The sequence below is a fragment of the Iocasia fonsfrigidae genome (assembly GCF_017751145.1).
Classification (GTDB): domain Bacteria; phylum Bacillota; class Halanaerobiia; order Halanaerobiales; family DTU029; genus Iocasia; species Iocasia fonsfrigidae.
The window spans coordinates 31,521-47,905 of the sequence record NZ_CP046640.1 but is presented as its reverse complement, the minus strand read 5'-3'; the positions used below and the strand labels follow the sequence as shown (position 1 = coordinate 47,905).

Sequence of the window (16,385 nt, the reverse complement as noted above, 5' to 3'; positions counted from 1 at the left end):
ATTCACTTTAGTAATAAGATTTACTCCTCTTTTACCTTAGCTAATTTACTTTTGATCTTTACATTCTTAGAATAAGTATCATATATTACTGCCAGAGCTATAATTGCACCGCGAATAATTTGTTGTAAGTATGAATTAACCCCTGAGAGATTCATTATATTATTTAAAGTTCCTACTATAAAAGCCCCTATAACAGTCCCCCCAGCTGTACCAATACCACCAGAAAAACTTGTTCCACCAATGATAGATGAGGTCAAGGCTTCGAACTCAAATCCCTGAGCTCCATTTGGAAGACCAGCATTAACACGAGACATAAAAATTACACCTGCTATACCAACAAAAACACCATTAATAATAAACGCTATCATTTTATTTTTATTTACATCAATTCCAGAGGCAATAGAAGCTTCCTCATTTCCCCCAATTGAATAAAGAGACCTTCCAAGTCTTGTATGTTTAAGAATATACCAAGTAAGTAGACCAATTAATACTAAAAATATAATTGGAGTAGGAATAACTCCGATTGATCCTTGTCCAAATACTGTATACTCTCCTATCTGATAAATATTCTGTCCATTTGTATATAATAAAGCTGCACCACGTGCCATAGCCAGCATAGCAAGTGTAGCTATAAATGGAGGGGTTTTAAATTTAGTAACCATAATGCCACTCAAAATATTACAAAAAACAGCTACAGCAATTGCTATAATAAACGCTATTAATAATGAGCCTGTCATTTTAAATACAGAAACAGATAATAAACCTGATAAAGCAAGCACCGAACCCGAAGAAAGATCTAACATTCCAGAAATAATTAATATTGTTTCTCCAAAAGCTAAAATAGTTGTTATGGAAATTTGTCTTGATATATTAGTTATATTTCTTATAGTTAAGAAATTACCATTTATAAATGAAGCAACTGTAATAAGTAATATCAAGACTAAAAGTATTCCATATTTTTGTTTTAATTTAGAAAAATTCCTATCTAAATCTAATTTCACGCTATCACCACTCTTTCTATGATTTTAATCCTACAGCCAGTTTCATTATTGCTTTTTGAGAAAATTCTTCTCTTTTAAGTTCACCGGTTATTGTCCCTCCTGACATTACATATATTCTGTCACACATACCAATTAACTCTGGTAATTCTGATGAAACCATTACAATTCCTTTTCCCTGTTTAGCCAAAGATATCATTAATTTATAAATTTCGTATTTTGCCCCCACATCAATACCTCTGGTAGGTTCATCTAGAAGATAAACATCAGGATCATTAACCATCCATTTGGCTAAAACCACTTTCTGCTGGTTACCCCCACTTAAAGTATTAATATCTGTTTCTATAGTAGGAGTTTTAATATTCATCTTAGAACACATATCTTTTACAACCTGCTTTTCTTCTTTGGCATGTAATCTACCATCATAAATAAACTCTTCCAGTTTTGATAAAGTAATGTTTTCTCTAACACTGCGGACAGGAATTATCCCATATCTTCGTCTATCTTCAGAAAGCATAACCAGCCCATTATCTATACTGTCACAAGTATTTGTAACTTTAATTTCCTTGCCTTTTATTTTAATAATACCTGAATCATAAGGATCCAACCCAAATAAAGCCTGCATTACTTCTGTACGTCCAGCTCCAACTAAGCCAGCAAAACCAATAATTTCTCCTCTATGAACATCAAAGTTAATATCACTAATAACTCCTTGTCTATTTAAATTTTTTACTTCAAGTATTTTTTTGCCAATTTCAACACCTTCTTTTGGAAAACTTTGAGCAAGTTTTCTGCCTACCATAAGAGAAACAACCTGATCCTGATCTAATTCATCAGCTGGTTTTGTATCTACTACCTGTCCATCTCTTAAGACAGTAATTTCATCGGCTATTTTAAATATTTCATCCATTTTATGAGAAATATAGATAATACTTTTTCCCCGTTCTCTAAGAGAAGATATTTTATTAAAAAGCACTTCTGTCTCTTTTTCACTTATTGCAGAAGTAGGTTCATCCATTATAATTATATCGGCATCATAAGAAATAGCTTTTGTAATTTCTAACAGCTGTATATCAGATATAGAAAGCATTTTTAATTTAGTTCCAAGATTATAATCAAGTCCTTCTTCTTTCAGTAAATTTTTTGCCTTTTTCCTTACTTCTTTCCAATTCACCTTGCCCAATTTATTTGTCGGCCAATTACCAGCTATAAAATTTTCTTCAACAGTCATTTCTGGAACAAAATTTAATTCCTGAAAAATCATCGAAATTCCATATTCTTTTGCTTCAATTGGATTATCTATTTCTACTAGCTCACCATCAATATATATATTACCTTTATCCTGCTGATAAACCCCATTAATTATCTTCATTAATGTTGATTTACCAGCACCATTTTCACCACATAACACATGAACAGAACCTTCTTGAACAGAAAAGGTGATATCATCCAGTGCTTTTACCCCAGGAAAAGATTTTTCTATATTTTCTATCTTCAGTTTTACTTTATCTCCCATAGTACACCTCCCCAATTTGATTTTTGATACATATTATCTTAAGTTACTGTGTATTAAGTATAATTTTATTTTACTGTCAAATAAATGAATTCAATTATTCCACTTATATAAAATATTACTTGTAATTTTCTGAAAAATATTTTTATTCTGTTTTTTTGTTATATTTTAATATTTAATTATATTATTTTAATTTATTAACTGTTTTAAGCATTTTTTAAATACAAAAAACGCTGCACCTACAAAGGTTAAAGCGTTTTTTGATCTAATTTCTTATTTAATTAATTTATTATAACCATCATAATAAAATATTAAATCATAAGTTGTTTTTCTTTTTATATTCTGTAACAGTCATCCCTGTTATTTTTTTAAAAACTTTACTAAAATAATATTGATTTGAAAATCCCACTTTTTCGTATAATTCTTTTATTCTATAATCTTTTTTCAAAAGCATTTTCTTAGCTTTTTCTATTTTAACTTTATTGATATATAAAGAAGTATTTTCACCAGTCTCTTCTTTAAAAATATTACATAAATAATTTTTAGACATATGCAGACCATCAGCTATATTTTCTAATGATATTGGTTTATCATAATTACTTTGAATATAGTTTAAAGCACGACTAACAATGAATTTAGAATTATCATACCTGCAATTATCTATCTCTACAATAACCGCAGTAATCAAATCATAAAATAGTTCTATTACACTATCTAAATCTTTAAATTGCATGACCCTATAATGATAATATTCGAAATGCTTTATCTTTTTATTATCTTTAAAAACTACTTCATAATTATCAAAAATATCAGCAATCAAATTAGAATAAAATATTTTTACAATCATGGGCTCAATATTATTATCTTCAAAAAAAGTTTTTACTTTCTTATTTAAAATCTCTATCTGTCCTAAATTTTTCTCCCCAATAAAATTTATAAACTTTTGATTATATTGCTTTTTTAAATCAAAAATATTTAATCTATTAAATTTTATCTCAGAACTTTCTTTAATGAAAGTTTTATGAAAATCTTTATAAAATAATATATTAGTTTTTTCAATTAAAAACTTATACCTTGAAGAAATTGCTTCTACATTTTCAAAAAGATTTGTATGAAAAATCTTAACAAAAACACCAAAATATTGCTGTGCAGCATTACTTATTGAATTCAAAATATTTTTTAATTTATTTTTATTAAGTTCGGGAGAAGACAACAACAAAGTATAATCATTTGATTCATTGTTATAAATAAAATTAATATTTTGGCTTGAAAGTTGATCAAAAATTATATTTGCAATTGCATTGTTTACTTTCTGAATATTTTCCTTTTCTTTTTTTTCTTGAACTAAGAGATCATTCATAATAATACTTACTAAACCAAAAACAGTATTGGAAACTGCAAAATCTAATTCTTTACATCGCTTTTTTATTTTAGAATTTATATTAAAATTATTCTTTAACATATCATTAAATAATGATCTTTTTAAAGAATCACGTGTAATTTCTGTCTTTTTTGTCTTAGCTATATTTTTTTTATCAATTTTTTCTTTAATACCTGTCATTAATTCTATTAGTTCCTCATCTTCTACTTCTGATTTTAAAATATAGTCATCGGCACCAAGTTTTAAAGCCTTTCTGGCATAAGAAAAATCATCATAAACAGTTAAAACCAGAATTATAACTTTTTTATTTTCTTTTCTAATTTTCTCAATCATTGATAATCCATTTTCCTTTGGCATTTTAATATCTGTTATAATAACATCTGGTTGGTGTTTTTTATACTGTGCATATCCCTGTTCACCATCAGAAGCATCAGCAACAACAGTAAATCCTATCTTTTGCCAATCAATAGTAGTTTTAAGGCCAACTCTGACAAGTACTTCATCATCTATAATTAGAACCTTGTACATAAATACTTCCTCCTAATCACCAAAATTTATTAACTTTTTCCATTTTATAAATAACAATGTTTATTTGATTGGTAAAATTAAGATCACTTTTGTACCCTGACCTAATTTAGATTTTATTTTAACACCATATTCCTTTCCAAAATAAAGTTTTAACCGTCTATCAATATTATTTAGCCCCACTTTTGTAAATTTATTTCTATCAGATTCTGTAGTAAGAATTTTCTTTAAGGTCTCATTGTCTATACCTGGACCATTATCAATTATTTCAATAATTATCTTATCATTATTTTTAAATATTTTTATGATAATACTTAACTCTACCTGGTCATTTTCCATTCCATAAATAATAGAATTTTCTACTACAGGCTGTAAGATAAACTTAGGAACCATTTGATCAAGACAGTCTTCTTCCATATTAAAATTAACAATTATTGATTCATTAAACCTAAGTCTATGAATAAACAAATAATTTTTGACATATTCTATTTCTTCTTCCAAAGTAATCATATCTTTACCCAAATTGGTACTTATTCTTAACAATTTTACAAGTGCTGTAATAGCTTTACTTACACTTTCATTACCATTTATTTTGGCCATCCATTTAATTGTATTTAGAGTGTTATGAAGAAAGTGCGGATTTATCTGAGCATGTAGAGCCTCCAGTTCGACCTCCTTTTTTTCTCTTTCTTCTTTAATTAATTTATTAATTAAATTCTGCATTTCGTCTATCATATTATTTAGGCTATCACCCAGTTGACCTATTTCATCATTACAATTAACATCCATTCTAACAGTTAAATCTCCTTTTTCAACTTTCTCTATTACTCCCATCATTCTAAACATTGGCTTTGTATAACGAAAAGAAAAAATTATCATAAATAAAATAATTAAAAATCCATAAAATATCCCTACATAAATGATATAGTTTTGAATATGGTTAATTTCTTTATAAAGATAATCTGTTGAAATAGTTTTTATAATTTTCCAACCACTATTTTCTATTGTGGAATATATTGCAAGCTTATCAGTTTTATTTTTATATTCTACATAACCACTATTATTTTCAGCAACCTGAGCAGCATAAGGTTTATCACTAATAAAACTCCCTATTCTATTTTTATCAGCATGACTTATAATTTTTCCTTCTTTATCACAGATAAAAATTTCTCCATTATTTTCTTCCCTTATATTTGAATATGCCTGTTCTAAAATCATTTCATCAAGGTCAATCAAAAGAAAACCATAATTTTTAAGTGTATTAAAATCAATAATTTTTCGAGCCAAAGTAAAATAATATTTTTCGAATTTACCTGCCAGAATTTCAACCTCAACATTTTGCGTTGAAATCCAAACAGGCTCACCAAAAGACTCTAAAAGGTTGTAAGTAATCTCTCTACTAAAATTATTTCTATTTGCACCAATCAAATAAGTTTTTTCTCCAAGTATAAGTCGAATGGATTCTATATCAGCTCTAGTTGTAATAAAACTTCTCAATTTAGAGTTATAATCATTTTCATTTAATCCACTAGAATCCTTTACCATTTTGAGGAGTTCTTCATTTGATATAATTACAGTAGAAAATTTTTGAATATCTTTAAAAACAAAATTTATTTTTTCAGCCGTTTCATAAACAGACTCAATAGCAGTTTCTGTATATTTATGAATTATTACATCTTTTACATTATGAGAATAAATAATAGCTATAATTATAATAGGAACACCTATCAAAAAAATTGTTATAATTCCTAGTTTAACCCGCAAAGAATTGAAAAATTTAATTTGTTTCACAAAATTTCCTCCATTTTAAGCTAATTACTTTATTTCATTCAATTCCTTAAATATCTTTCCACTTATTATTTTACTATCTATATCTTTCTCTACCATTTCATGTAAATTACTAACAAGGATCTTCTCGACCTGGTAAAAATTCTTAAGTTTAGGCCTCAAATAAATATTCTCTTTTTCCCAGGCCTTTAACACTGCTTTAATATGTTTATAAGAAATATTTTTTTTCTCTTCTGCATTTGGCTCATTTAGATATTCTCGAATTTCATTATCACCTTTATAAGCAGATTTTCTTATTGGCATACTACCACCTTCAGGATGTTTTAAAATCTTAAGCTGCATATTTTTAGAGGTGGCCCATATAATATAAAGCCAGGCAGCCTCCTTTTCCTTTTTACTAATATATTTATTTATTCCAATACCCGAACCACCATAAATATTTGCACTTCTTTCATCACCAGAAGGTAAAATAGCATATCCAACTTTGCCTCTAACCTTTGATTGCTCATTTTCTATATATGTGCTATTTTCATCCCAATTTACCATCATAGCTATTTCACCATTTCTAAAAGCATTAGCTGTATCGGTCCAATTCCAGTTAATACTCTCTGGAGAGGAAGCTTTTACTACCTCTTTATAAATATCAAGTGCTTGAATAAAATCACTATCTAAAGTATTAATTACACTGAAATTATCCAGACCAAGTGTATTAATATTTTCGTCACTAAAGTAATCTCCACCATAAGCAGAGAGTATATTAGAAAATTCGCAAAAAATGGAGTTATGTTTTTGGGCCATTTGGCCACTTCCATATTTTACTTCTTCATCAGGGATATTATTATCTATCCATCTTGCTACTTCACTATATTTCTCCCAGGTAAAGTCTTCACTATCAGGCCTCCAATTATAGCCCTTATCTTCAAAAAAATCATCTTTATATTTATTAAAAATATCTTTTCTATAATATAAAATCATTGTTGTACTATCAAAAGGAATTGTATAAATATTTTCTTTGTCCTTAAAATATGAATCTACTAAAATCTGAGTGCTAAAAAAATCTTCAGGAAAACCCTTTATATTTGGTGTATCAAAATTATTAATATAAGGATTAAGAATTTCAAGATGTGTATAAAACCTGTTTAAAGTCTGATAAGGATCAACATAAATTATTTGATATTCACCTGCTTGAGATAAAAGATCTAAATTAACTTTTTGAATTAACGTATCATAATCCATAGCTCTTATCTTGATATTTATCCCTGTTAATCTGGAAAAGGTTTCACTTTCATGAGATAAAATATTAGCATTAATATTGTTTTCAACAATAAAATTAAGTGTAATCCCTTTGAATTTTTTCATATTATAATTGCTTGGAATTTCTAAATTTTCAAAATTAGTACCTTTAAATAATTTGTTGTTTATTGTAATTATATCAGAATCAGCAGTTTTCTGTTCAAGAGAAGTCTGATGAGAACAAGCTGATACAAATATTAATGTCATTATTATAATTATAATAGAAATTACATTCCGTTCCCTCACTAATAAGTGTCTCCTTTCATTAACAACTATCTATTATTAAGATTGAAAAATCAAAATATTTATTTCATCTTAAAAATAGTTTTAAATAAACTCAATTCTTATCTCAAACAACTATAAATCTTTAATTCTTTATCTCAAATTTATATCCTGCTCTCCAAATTCATCTTCTTAATATATGATAAATATATCTTAATATAATATAAACTATTTACTTACATTTATCCAACAAAATAAATTTAAACTTTTATAATAAATCTAATTAAAAATCATATTTGTTTAACCATATTGTGTTAATAAAAAATAATTACTCTAAATCAAATATTAGGATTTGCCCCTAAAATACAAAAAACCCGCCTTTCGACAGGTCTCTAAAAAAAGCATCAGCCCTAAATAATGGTAAAGAGACTGGATTGAACATCCCTTCACATATCTTGTTTTCAATTTTACTATATTAACCCTACTTTGTCAAAGGGGAGTCAGTTTTGGCCATTATATTTAATCTTTACTTAAATTTAATCCCCTTCCCAAAGACATAATTAAATTACTCAAACTAGCTCTAAAAACTTATTTGAGCCAATTTTTTATACTTATTTTCATTAATATGATAAACCTCATCTATTAATTTATAACGCAGCATACCAGGGCCTACTGCCTGCCTGGCTGCTAACTGACCAGCAATCCCCATAGTTAAAACTCCCCCTACAGCAGCATAAAGACTACCTCCTTCTACGGCAGAGAAAGCCCCTATCAGTGATGCTGTCATACACCCTGTACCTGTTACCATAGCCAGTAAAGGGACACCATTATCAATGATTACTATACTTTGACCATCACTAATAAAATCCTGTTTCCCGGTAATAACCGTAATCGTATTATACTTCCAGGCCAACTCCCGTGCTGCTTCTCCAGCACCCCCCATAGTGTCTTCCGAATCAACTCCTTTTACACTGGTAGGTATATCTATAATTGATTTAATCTCAGCAAGATTCCCTTTGATTATATTAATCTTATAATCACTCAATAAACTGATAACTAATTCCTTTCTAATACTTATTGCCCCTGCCCCTACTGGATCAAGGATAACCGGAATATCTCTTTTATTAGCCAGTTCAACAGCCTTTAGGCAGACCCCCTCCTGTCCAGAAGATAATGAACCGATATTTAAGACCAAAGCATCAGCCATTTGAATTATTTCTTTTATTTCAGCAGGGTTATCAACCATAACAGGCGAAGCACCAATACTTAATGTTATATTTGCAGAATCATTAGCTGTTATATAATTAGTTATATGATGTATTAAAGGTTTCTTTTCCCTGATTTTTTCCCTATCATAAATAACCTTATTTACCAATTTAGTACAATCCATATTATTCCCCTTTCTCCTTCCATAAATTATAAAAATGATTTGTCGGGCCAGGTCCGTCTCCAATGTTAAGACTATTCTGGATAGCCCCTGTAATATAATCTTTTGCCCTGGCTATTGATCTATCCATTTTAAAACCAAAGGCAAGATAAGCAGCTATTGCTGAAGAATAGGTACAGCCTGTCCCATGGATATTTCTAGTTTTAACCCTGTCAGCCTGATACCTTAATAATGATTGACCATCATAATAAACATCAATAGCCTTAGTAGTCAATTTAGCTAAAGTCCTGTCAGTCAGATGACCACCTTTAAGCAGCACAGAACTACAACCCATTTTTGTTAGTTCCTTGACAGCATTTTCCATATCTTTCAAAGTAATTACATCTCTTTCTAGTAATATAGAGGCTTCAAACAGATTTGGTGTTATAATATCAGCCAGTGGTATTAACTCCTTAATTAATGTAGAACGAGCTTCGACATCCAGAAGTCTACTACCACTCTCTGACATCATAACCGGGTCAAGGACTATATTCTTGACATCCCATTTTCTTAATCCCTCTACTATGACCTTAATTATCTCCCTATTTGAAACCATTCCTATCTTAACAGCATCAATTTGAATATCACTAAACACAGCATCTATTTGTTTAGCCACCATAGTAGGTGAGATATCCTCTACAGCAATTACCCCAGTGGTATTCTGGGCAGTAATAGAAGTAATAACACTCAAACCATAAACACCAAGTGCTGAAAAGGTCTTCAAATCAGCCTGAATACCTGCTCCACCACCAGAATCTGACCCGGCAATAGTTAAGGCTTTTTTGAGCATTATAATTCCTCCCAGTTAATATTTGGCAATACATTTCTAATTAATTTAACAAAGAAATATCCAATAATACCCCCTGGTACACTACTTAAAGCAAAAAGATAAATGAAAAACCAGATACTGCCTTCTGCATTAATTACAGGGGCAAATAAAAGTGCACTTAATGTTCCACCTATCAGGGCAGTACCCAGTGGCTCAGTAAATGCAGCATAATCTTTTTTGCCTATCTTATAAAAATAACCAACTACCAATCCCCCAAAAACACTCCCTGGAAAAGCAAAAATAGTTCCCGTTCCCAGTGAAACCCGCATAACAGCAGTAAAGAAACCTGCTACCACCGCATACCATGGCCCCAGTAAAATACCAGCAGTAGCATTAAATGTATGTTGTAGCGGCATTATTTTAGTAACACCAACAGGTATTGATGTCCCTGATAAAACTACCTCTAAAGCTACAAACAATCCGACAAAAGCAACTTTTTTTGTAGATACTTTCATAATGCTATTCATCACCTTTTTTTGATAATTGTTAATTACTTTTTCCGCAAAACCTCTTCAGTTATCTTCATAGCACAGAATTGACCGCACATAGCACAGACATCCCGTTCTTCTGTATTATGCTCTTTCCTGAACTTTCTAGCTTTTTCCGGATCAATTGCTAGTTTTATCTGCTTTTCCCAGTCAAGTGCCTTCCGGGCTACTGCCATTTCTTTATTCCTCTTTAAGGCCTTTTTGTTACCCCTGGCTAGATCAGCAGCATGTGCTGCTATTTTACTGGCAATAACACCTTCCTTAACATCACTTATAGTAGGAAGCCCCAGGTGTTCAGCAGGTGTAACATAACATAAGAAGTCAGCCCCTGCTGCAGCTGCCTTCGTCCCACCAATAGCAGCTACTATATGGTCATAACCAGGGGCAATATCCGTTACCAGTGGCCCCAACACATAAAAGGGAGCACCTTTACATAATTCCTTTTCCAGTTTAATATTTACTTCAATCTGATCATATGGTACATGCCCCGGGCCCTCTACCATGGTTTGAACACCAACTTCTCTAGCCCTATCAACTAATTCCCCTAATACTAACAATTCATGGATCTGCCCCCTGTCAGTAGCATCTGCCAGTGAACCAGGACGTAGTCCATCACCCAGACTAAGGGTTAATTCATATTGGCGAGCAATCTCCAGTAATCTATCATATTGTTCATAAAGGGGATTTTCCTGCTCATTATGCAGCATCCAGCCAGTGAGAAAAGAACCCCCACGGCTGACAACATCCGTTACTCTGCCTTCTTTCCTTAAGTGTTCTATACCCTCCCTGGTTAATCCACAGTGCACTGTAATAAAATCCACTCCTGACCCTGCCTGGGCTTCAATAGCTTTAAAGATATCATCGACAGTCATATCAACAATAGCCCTACCAGACTGTAGTGTTTCAACACCAGCCTGATAGATGGGAACTGTCCCTACTGGTATAGTACTATTTTCAATAACCGCTTGCCTGGTTTCAGAAATTTTATTACCGGTGCTGAGATCCATAACAGCATCCCCGCCATTTTTAATAACTGTTGTCAGTTTTTCCAATTCAACATCTATATCTGAATACTCTTCAGAAGTTCCAATATTGGCATTTATTTTAACAGACAAACCCTCACCTATTCCCCTCGGTTCCAGTTTTTTATGACGAGGGTTACAGGGAATAACTATTGTTCCTTCTGCCAGTCCTTTTCTGATAAGTTCTACACTAACACCTTCATCCCTGGCCACCTTCTCCATTACAGCTGTAAATTTCCCTGCCTTTGCCTTTTCCATTAAAGTCATCATTATTAATCTCTCCCTTTAATCCTTATTTTTTTTCTAAACATTTGCGTAAACCCCTTATCTTTTCCCCTATATCTTCTGCTCCAACTATCTCTGAAATAAGGCAGATACACTCAGCGCCACTCTCCCGCACAGAGCCAATATTAGCCTCTGTAATACCACCAATTACCACAAAAGGAATCTTGATTTTATCTGCTACATCACGCAAATAATCTAATCCAAGTGGTGGTGAAGCATCTTCCTTGGTACTGGTTGAAAAGACAGGACCTATCCCCAGATAATCAGCACCAGCCCTGACACCGTTTTCTATCTCTTCAGGTGAATGGGTGGATAAGCCAATAATCATCTTATCACCAATAAGTCTTCGAACAACCTCAATTGGCAAATCACCCTGACCAATATGCACCCCATCAGCCTCTACAGCCAGAGCAAGGTCTATATGGTCATTAACAATAAACGTCACACCTCTCTCAGCTGTTAACTTTCTTATTTTTCGGCACTCTTCATATTTTCCCTTCATACTCTTGTTTTTTGCCCGGTACTGAATAATCTTTATATCAGCCCGTAGCAATTCATTTACCACTTCAATATTATCCCTGCCCTTAGAAAGACCCTCATCAGTAATACAATATAGATCTGTCCCTAAAACCCTATCTTTCAACAATTAAATCCCTCCTCAAATAATTTCCCAGGTAATAATAAAAAACCATTAGTCCCTTACCTGAATAAGGAACTAATGGCTTACACATATCAAACCATATTATTACTTCCCTACGCCAGTATTAACTGGATCAGGTATAAGGGTATAATCTCAGCCTCAAGGGCACCCCTAGAAATCTATTTTATAATTTTTATTTAATTTTGAAATATATATTCCAAAGCTATCTACATTATGCCATTCTTAAAACAACATAATCCTTTATCTTATAGCATCTGCTCAAAAAATATTTATATATTAACTGTTAGATATTATATATCCCATCACTTAAACAGTACACCTTAACTTCGTTTCAGGATATATAATCCTAATTATTACTTTTCGAACACAATCTTATAATATCAAAAAGTGCATAATTAAGCAAGTTTTTATTTCTTTCTGTTCTATAATAGGGAATTACTTTAAGGTTAACCTATTAAACTTTAAGGACGATAGCCTACAACAAAACTATTAAAAATTAGAACAAAGAATAATCTCTGGCACTTCAAAATATTTATCACCCAAAGTTATCTAGACTATCATAAAAACCAGACAAATATATTTGTCAGTCTTCAATCCACAACATTAAAGTTTATAACTTTAATGTTTCTTTTCCAGAAATTTATTACTTAATTGAAATACAAGATTAGTTAATATTTCTACACCCAGGGGAATAGCATCTTCATCAATATTGTGATATGAACTATGTTGGGGAGCAGTAATACCTTTTTCTATATTCCCGCTGCCAAGCAGAAAAAAACTCCCCGGTACCTTTTCTAAAAAAAAGGCAAAATCCTCCCCACCCAGTGTGGGTTTTTGCAAAGTAATAACACTATCCTGACCTATTAAATCCCCTACAACTGATTTAATCTGTCTATTAATCTCGGGGGTATTTATTAATGGGGGGTACTCACGGCGGTAATCTAAAATATAAGTACAGCCTGTCCCCTGACAGATACCACTAATTATTTCTTCCATTCTCTTCTCAATCATATCCCTTAGCTCTGCTGAAAAACACCTGACTGTACCTTCCAGATTTACCTCATCAGCAATTATATTTCTCCGGTAACCACCATTAATCTTTCCTACTGTAATAACAGCTGCTTCTGTAGGAGCAACATTCCTGCTTACTATACTTTGTAAAGAATTAATCACCTGTGAAGCAGTTAAAATAGCATCAACCCCCTGATGGGGGCTAGCCCCATGAGCAGCTTTTCCTTTAATAATCAAATCAAATTCATCAACAGAAGCAAATTCTGCCCCATCACGAATACCAATTTTACCAACCGGTATATCCTGCCAGAGGTGCAACCCCAGTATTATGTCTACTTTAGGATTATCAAGAACCCCTTCTTCAATCATTGGCAGAGCACCACCTGGACCTTCTTCAGCAGGTTGAAAGATTAACTTCACCTGACCAGGTATATCCTCCTTAAAAGCAGATAAAACTTCTGCTACTCCAAGCAAAATTGCAATATGCCCATCATGGCCACAGGCATGCATTTTACCTTTATACCTTGATACATAGGAAGACTTATTTTTTTCTGTAATAGATAAAGCATCCATATCAGCCCTGAGTCCAACTACCGGTTTTTCCTGTCTGCCTTTTATTAAACCAACAAGGCCTGTACCAGCAACACCTGTTTTTACTTCTATCCCTAAAGAACTTAATTCTTTTTCTATTATAGAGGCGGTTCTCTTCTCTTCAAAACCAAGTTCTGGATACATATGAATATCCCGTCTTATACTAATTAATTTATCCTTTATCTTATTTACAGTATTTTTAAGCTGTTTATTAGTAACTCCCATAATATATAAACCCTCTTTTATATTAATTATCTACTATGCTCTAGACCTGGTATTTTCACTCTTTCTTCCAGATAGTCAAAGGCCTTGGTGAGTATTAGAACAATTATCAGATATATAATAGCAATTATTAAATACATCTTAAAAAATTCATAGTTCCTACTGGCAATCACCTTTCCCTCGCCCATCAATTCAGGGGCACCAATAATATATGCCAGTGAGGTATATTTTAAAAGATAAATAAATTCATTTGCCCAGGATGGAATTACCCTCCTTAGGGCCTGTGGTAAAATAACATAAATAATACCCTGCCACTGTGTCATTCCAATAGACCTGGCCGCCTTCATCTGACAACCACTTACTGATTGTATTGCACCCCTTAAATATTCTGCCTGATAACACCCACTATTTATAGTAAAACCTATTGCCGCCACAAGAAGGGCTGGAAGCCTTATCCCATAAGGGGGTAACCCAAAATATAAGATGAATAATTGGCACAATAAAGGGGTTCCCCTGATAAGGCCAATAAATATTGTAATCAGTCTTGATACTATTTTATTCCCATAGATTTTACCTAAAGCCAGCAAAACACCAAAAATTGTACCTAAAAATATTGATATAACCGTTAATACAATCGTTATTAACAATCCATTCATTAACCGTGGGTAATATTCTAAAAATAAATTGAAGATATCTAACATCAGGAATCACTCTCACTATACATTTCTGTCAATTTTAAAAGAAATTCCTTTGTCCTTACTTCAACAGGATTGTTAAATAGTTTTTCTGGTGGTCCCTGTTCAACAATAGAACCTTTTTCCATAAATATTATTTCATCTGATACTGATCTAGCAAAAGCCATCTCATGTGATACTATCAACATTGTCATTCCCTCTTCTGCTAGATTTTTCATAACATTAAGCACTTCTCCGGTTAACTCCGGGTCAAGGGCTGAAGTGGGTTCATCAAATAATATTAATTTAGGCTGCATGGCCAGTGCCCGTGCTATACCAACCCTCTGTTTCTGTCCACCTGATAACTGGGCAGGATAAGAATCAGCAAAATCACTTAGACCTACCCTTTCTAATTCAAACTCAGCCAGTTCCTCAGCATCCTTTTTATCCATCTTTTTTACTTTAGTAAGACCAATCATTACATTACCCTTAGCTGTTAAATGATCAAATAAGCCAAAATCCTGAAAAACAAAACCAATCTCCTGTCTAACCTTATGGATATCATTAGTTTTTGTAATATTTATATCTTCCAGATAAATATCCCCTTTATCTGGCGGCACTAACATATTAATGTTGTTTAAGATAGTACTCTTCCCTGTACCACTTGGCCCTACAATAACCTTTGTTTCTCCTTTATTCAAGGATAAAGAAATACCTTTGAGGACTTCATTATCTCCAAAACTTTTATACAGATTTTCAATTCTTAGAATAGTATTTTGACTCATTGGGAACTCCCTTCAATTCCTATTCCAGGAATCTTTAGTTTATTTTCAATTCTGGTCAAAACCATATTCAGGCTAACAGTCATAACTAAATAAATTGCTGCAACTGCTAAAAATATCGCCATTGGTTCATAACTGGTTGCAATTACATAGTAACCCTGCCTTAATAATTCAATTACACCTAAGGCATAAGCCAGGGACGTATCTTTTAAAACAATAGCTGCTTCATTAGAAAATGATGGGATAGCAAACCTGATGGCCTGTGGTAAAATAACATGAAAAAATGACTGCAACTTAGTCATTCCCATTGATAAGGCTGCCTTCATCTGTGTATTTGAAACAGATTGAATTGCCCCCCGGTATATCTGTGATTGATAGGCAGCACTCCTTAACCCTATTCCAAGTACTGCAGCTAGAAAATCAGGAAGACGTATACCTGCATATGGAAAACCATAAAAAACAAGAAATAAAATAACTAATAAGGGAATACTCCTGAAGAGCCTCTCGTAAATTGATATAAATCCTTTAATAAGTCTATTACCATATATTTGCCCAAAGGCTAAGGGAATACCCAGTACTATCCCAATTGCCAGACTTGCCGCTGTAAGTTTAATAGTAACCAGAGCCCCTCCCAGCAAATTAGGAAGGGAACTCCAGATAAGTTGAAGATTATT

At 32.2% G+C, this 16,385-nt stretch carries 14 protein-coding genes and 1 riboswitch; all 14 genes read right to left on the bottom strand.

Annotated features, from left to right (window positions below; genetic code table 11):
* Positions 1 to 20 precede the first annotated feature (20 nt).
* Complete coding sequence (locus GM661_RS00215; RefSeq protein WP_125987156.1) at positions 21 to 1,001, bottom strand: ABC transporter permease; 981 nt, start codon at positions 999 to 1,001, stop codon at positions 21 to 23.
* Positions 1,002 to 1,017: 16 nt separating this feature from the next.
* Positions 1,018 to 2,514, bottom strand: coding sequence for a sugar ABC transporter ATP-binding protein (locus GM661_RS00210; RefSeq protein WP_230868219.1), 1,497 nt, complete (start codon positions 2,512 to 2,514; stop codon positions 1,018 to 1,020).
* Positions 2,515 to 2,827: 313 nt separating this feature from the next.
* Positions 2,828 to 4,420 (bottom strand): response regulator transcription factor, encoded by a 1,593-nt coding sequence (locus GM661_RS00205; protein WP_230868218.1) that lies wholly within the window; start codon positions 4,418 to 4,420, stop codon positions 2,828 to 2,830.
* A 60-nt stretch (positions 4,421 to 4,480) separates the two neighbouring features.
* Complete coding sequence (locus tag GM661_RS00200; protein ID WP_230868217.1) at positions 4,481 to 6,208, bottom strand: sensor histidine kinase; 1,728 nt, start codon at positions 6,206 to 6,208, stop codon at positions 4,481 to 4,483.
* Positions 6,209 to 6,232: 24 nt separating this feature from the next.
* Positions 6,233 to 7,744: an extracellular solute-binding protein gene (locus GM661_RS00195; protein WP_230868216.1), complete on the bottom strand. Its 1,512-nt coding sequence runs from the start codon at positions 7,742 to 7,744 to the stop codon at positions 6,233 to 6,235.
* Between the two features lie 556 nt (positions 7,745 to 8,300).
* Positions 8,301 to 9,110, bottom strand: coding sequence for a hydroxyethylthiazole kinase (thiM, locus tag GM661_RS00190; protein WP_230868215.1), 810 nt, complete (start codon positions 9,108 to 9,110; stop codon positions 8,301 to 8,303).
* 1 nt (position 9,111) lies between these two features.
* The gene (gene thiD / locus GM661_RS00185; RefSeq protein WP_230868214.1) at positions 9,112 to 9,936 is read right to left on the bottom strand and encodes a bifunctional hydroxymethylpyrimidine kinase/phosphomethylpyrimidine kinase; all 825 of its coding nucleotides are present in this window, start codon (positions 9,934 to 9,936) and stop codon (positions 9,112 to 9,114) included.
* Positions 9,936 to 10,430 carry an energy coupling factor transporter S component ThiW gene (gene thiW, locus GM661_RS00180; RefSeq protein ID WP_230868213.1) on the bottom strand — a complete coding sequence of 165 codons (495 nt, stop codon included), beginning with the start codon at positions 10,428 to 10,430 and terminating at the stop codon, positions 9,936 to 9,938. Before thiW ends, thiD begins: the two co-directional genes overlap by 1 nt.
* Positions 10,431 to 10,465: 35 nt before the next feature.
* Entirely contained in the window at positions 10,466 to 11,752 is a 1,287-nt protein-coding gene (thiC, locus tag GM661_RS00175; protein WP_230869744.1) for a phosphomethylpyrimidine synthase ThiC, read from the bottom strand.
* Positions 11,753 to 11,777: 25 nt separating this feature from the next.
* Entirely contained in the window at positions 11,778 to 12,413 is a 636-nt protein-coding gene (gene thiE / locus GM661_RS00170) for a thiamine phosphate synthase (protein ID WP_407929627.1), read from the bottom strand.
* Positions 12,414 to 12,503: 90 nt separating this feature from the next.
* Positions 12,504 to 12,593, bottom strand: a riboswitch (TPP riboswitch).
* Positions 12,594 to 13,049: 456 nt separating this feature from the next.
* On the bottom strand, positions 13,050 to 14,258 hold the full coding sequence (locus tag GM661_RS00165; RefSeq protein ID WP_230868211.1) for a M20 metallopeptidase family protein: 1,209 nt from the start codon (positions 14,256 to 14,258) through the stop codon (positions 13,050 to 13,052).
* A gap of 26 nt (positions 14,259 to 14,284) precedes the next feature.
* Positions 14,285 to 14,956 (bottom strand): amino acid ABC transporter permease, encoded by a 672-nt coding sequence (locus GM661_RS00160; protein ID WP_125987140.1) that lies wholly within the window; start codon positions 14,954 to 14,956, stop codon positions 14,285 to 14,287.
* Entirely contained in the window at positions 14,956 to 15,714 is a 759-nt protein-coding gene (locus GM661_RS00155) for an amino acid ABC transporter ATP-binding protein (RefSeq protein WP_330165237.1), read from the bottom strand. Before GM661_RS00155 ends, GM661_RS00160 begins: the two co-directional genes overlap by 1 nt.
* Positions 15,711 to 16,349: an amino acid ABC transporter permease gene (locus tag GM661_RS00150; RefSeq protein WP_230868210.1), complete on the bottom strand. Its 639-nt coding sequence runs from the start codon at positions 16,347 to 16,349 to the stop codon at positions 15,711 to 15,713. Before GM661_RS00150 ends, GM661_RS00155 begins: the two co-directional genes overlap by 4 nt.
* Between the last annotated feature and the right edge of the window lie 36 nt (positions 16,350 to 16,385).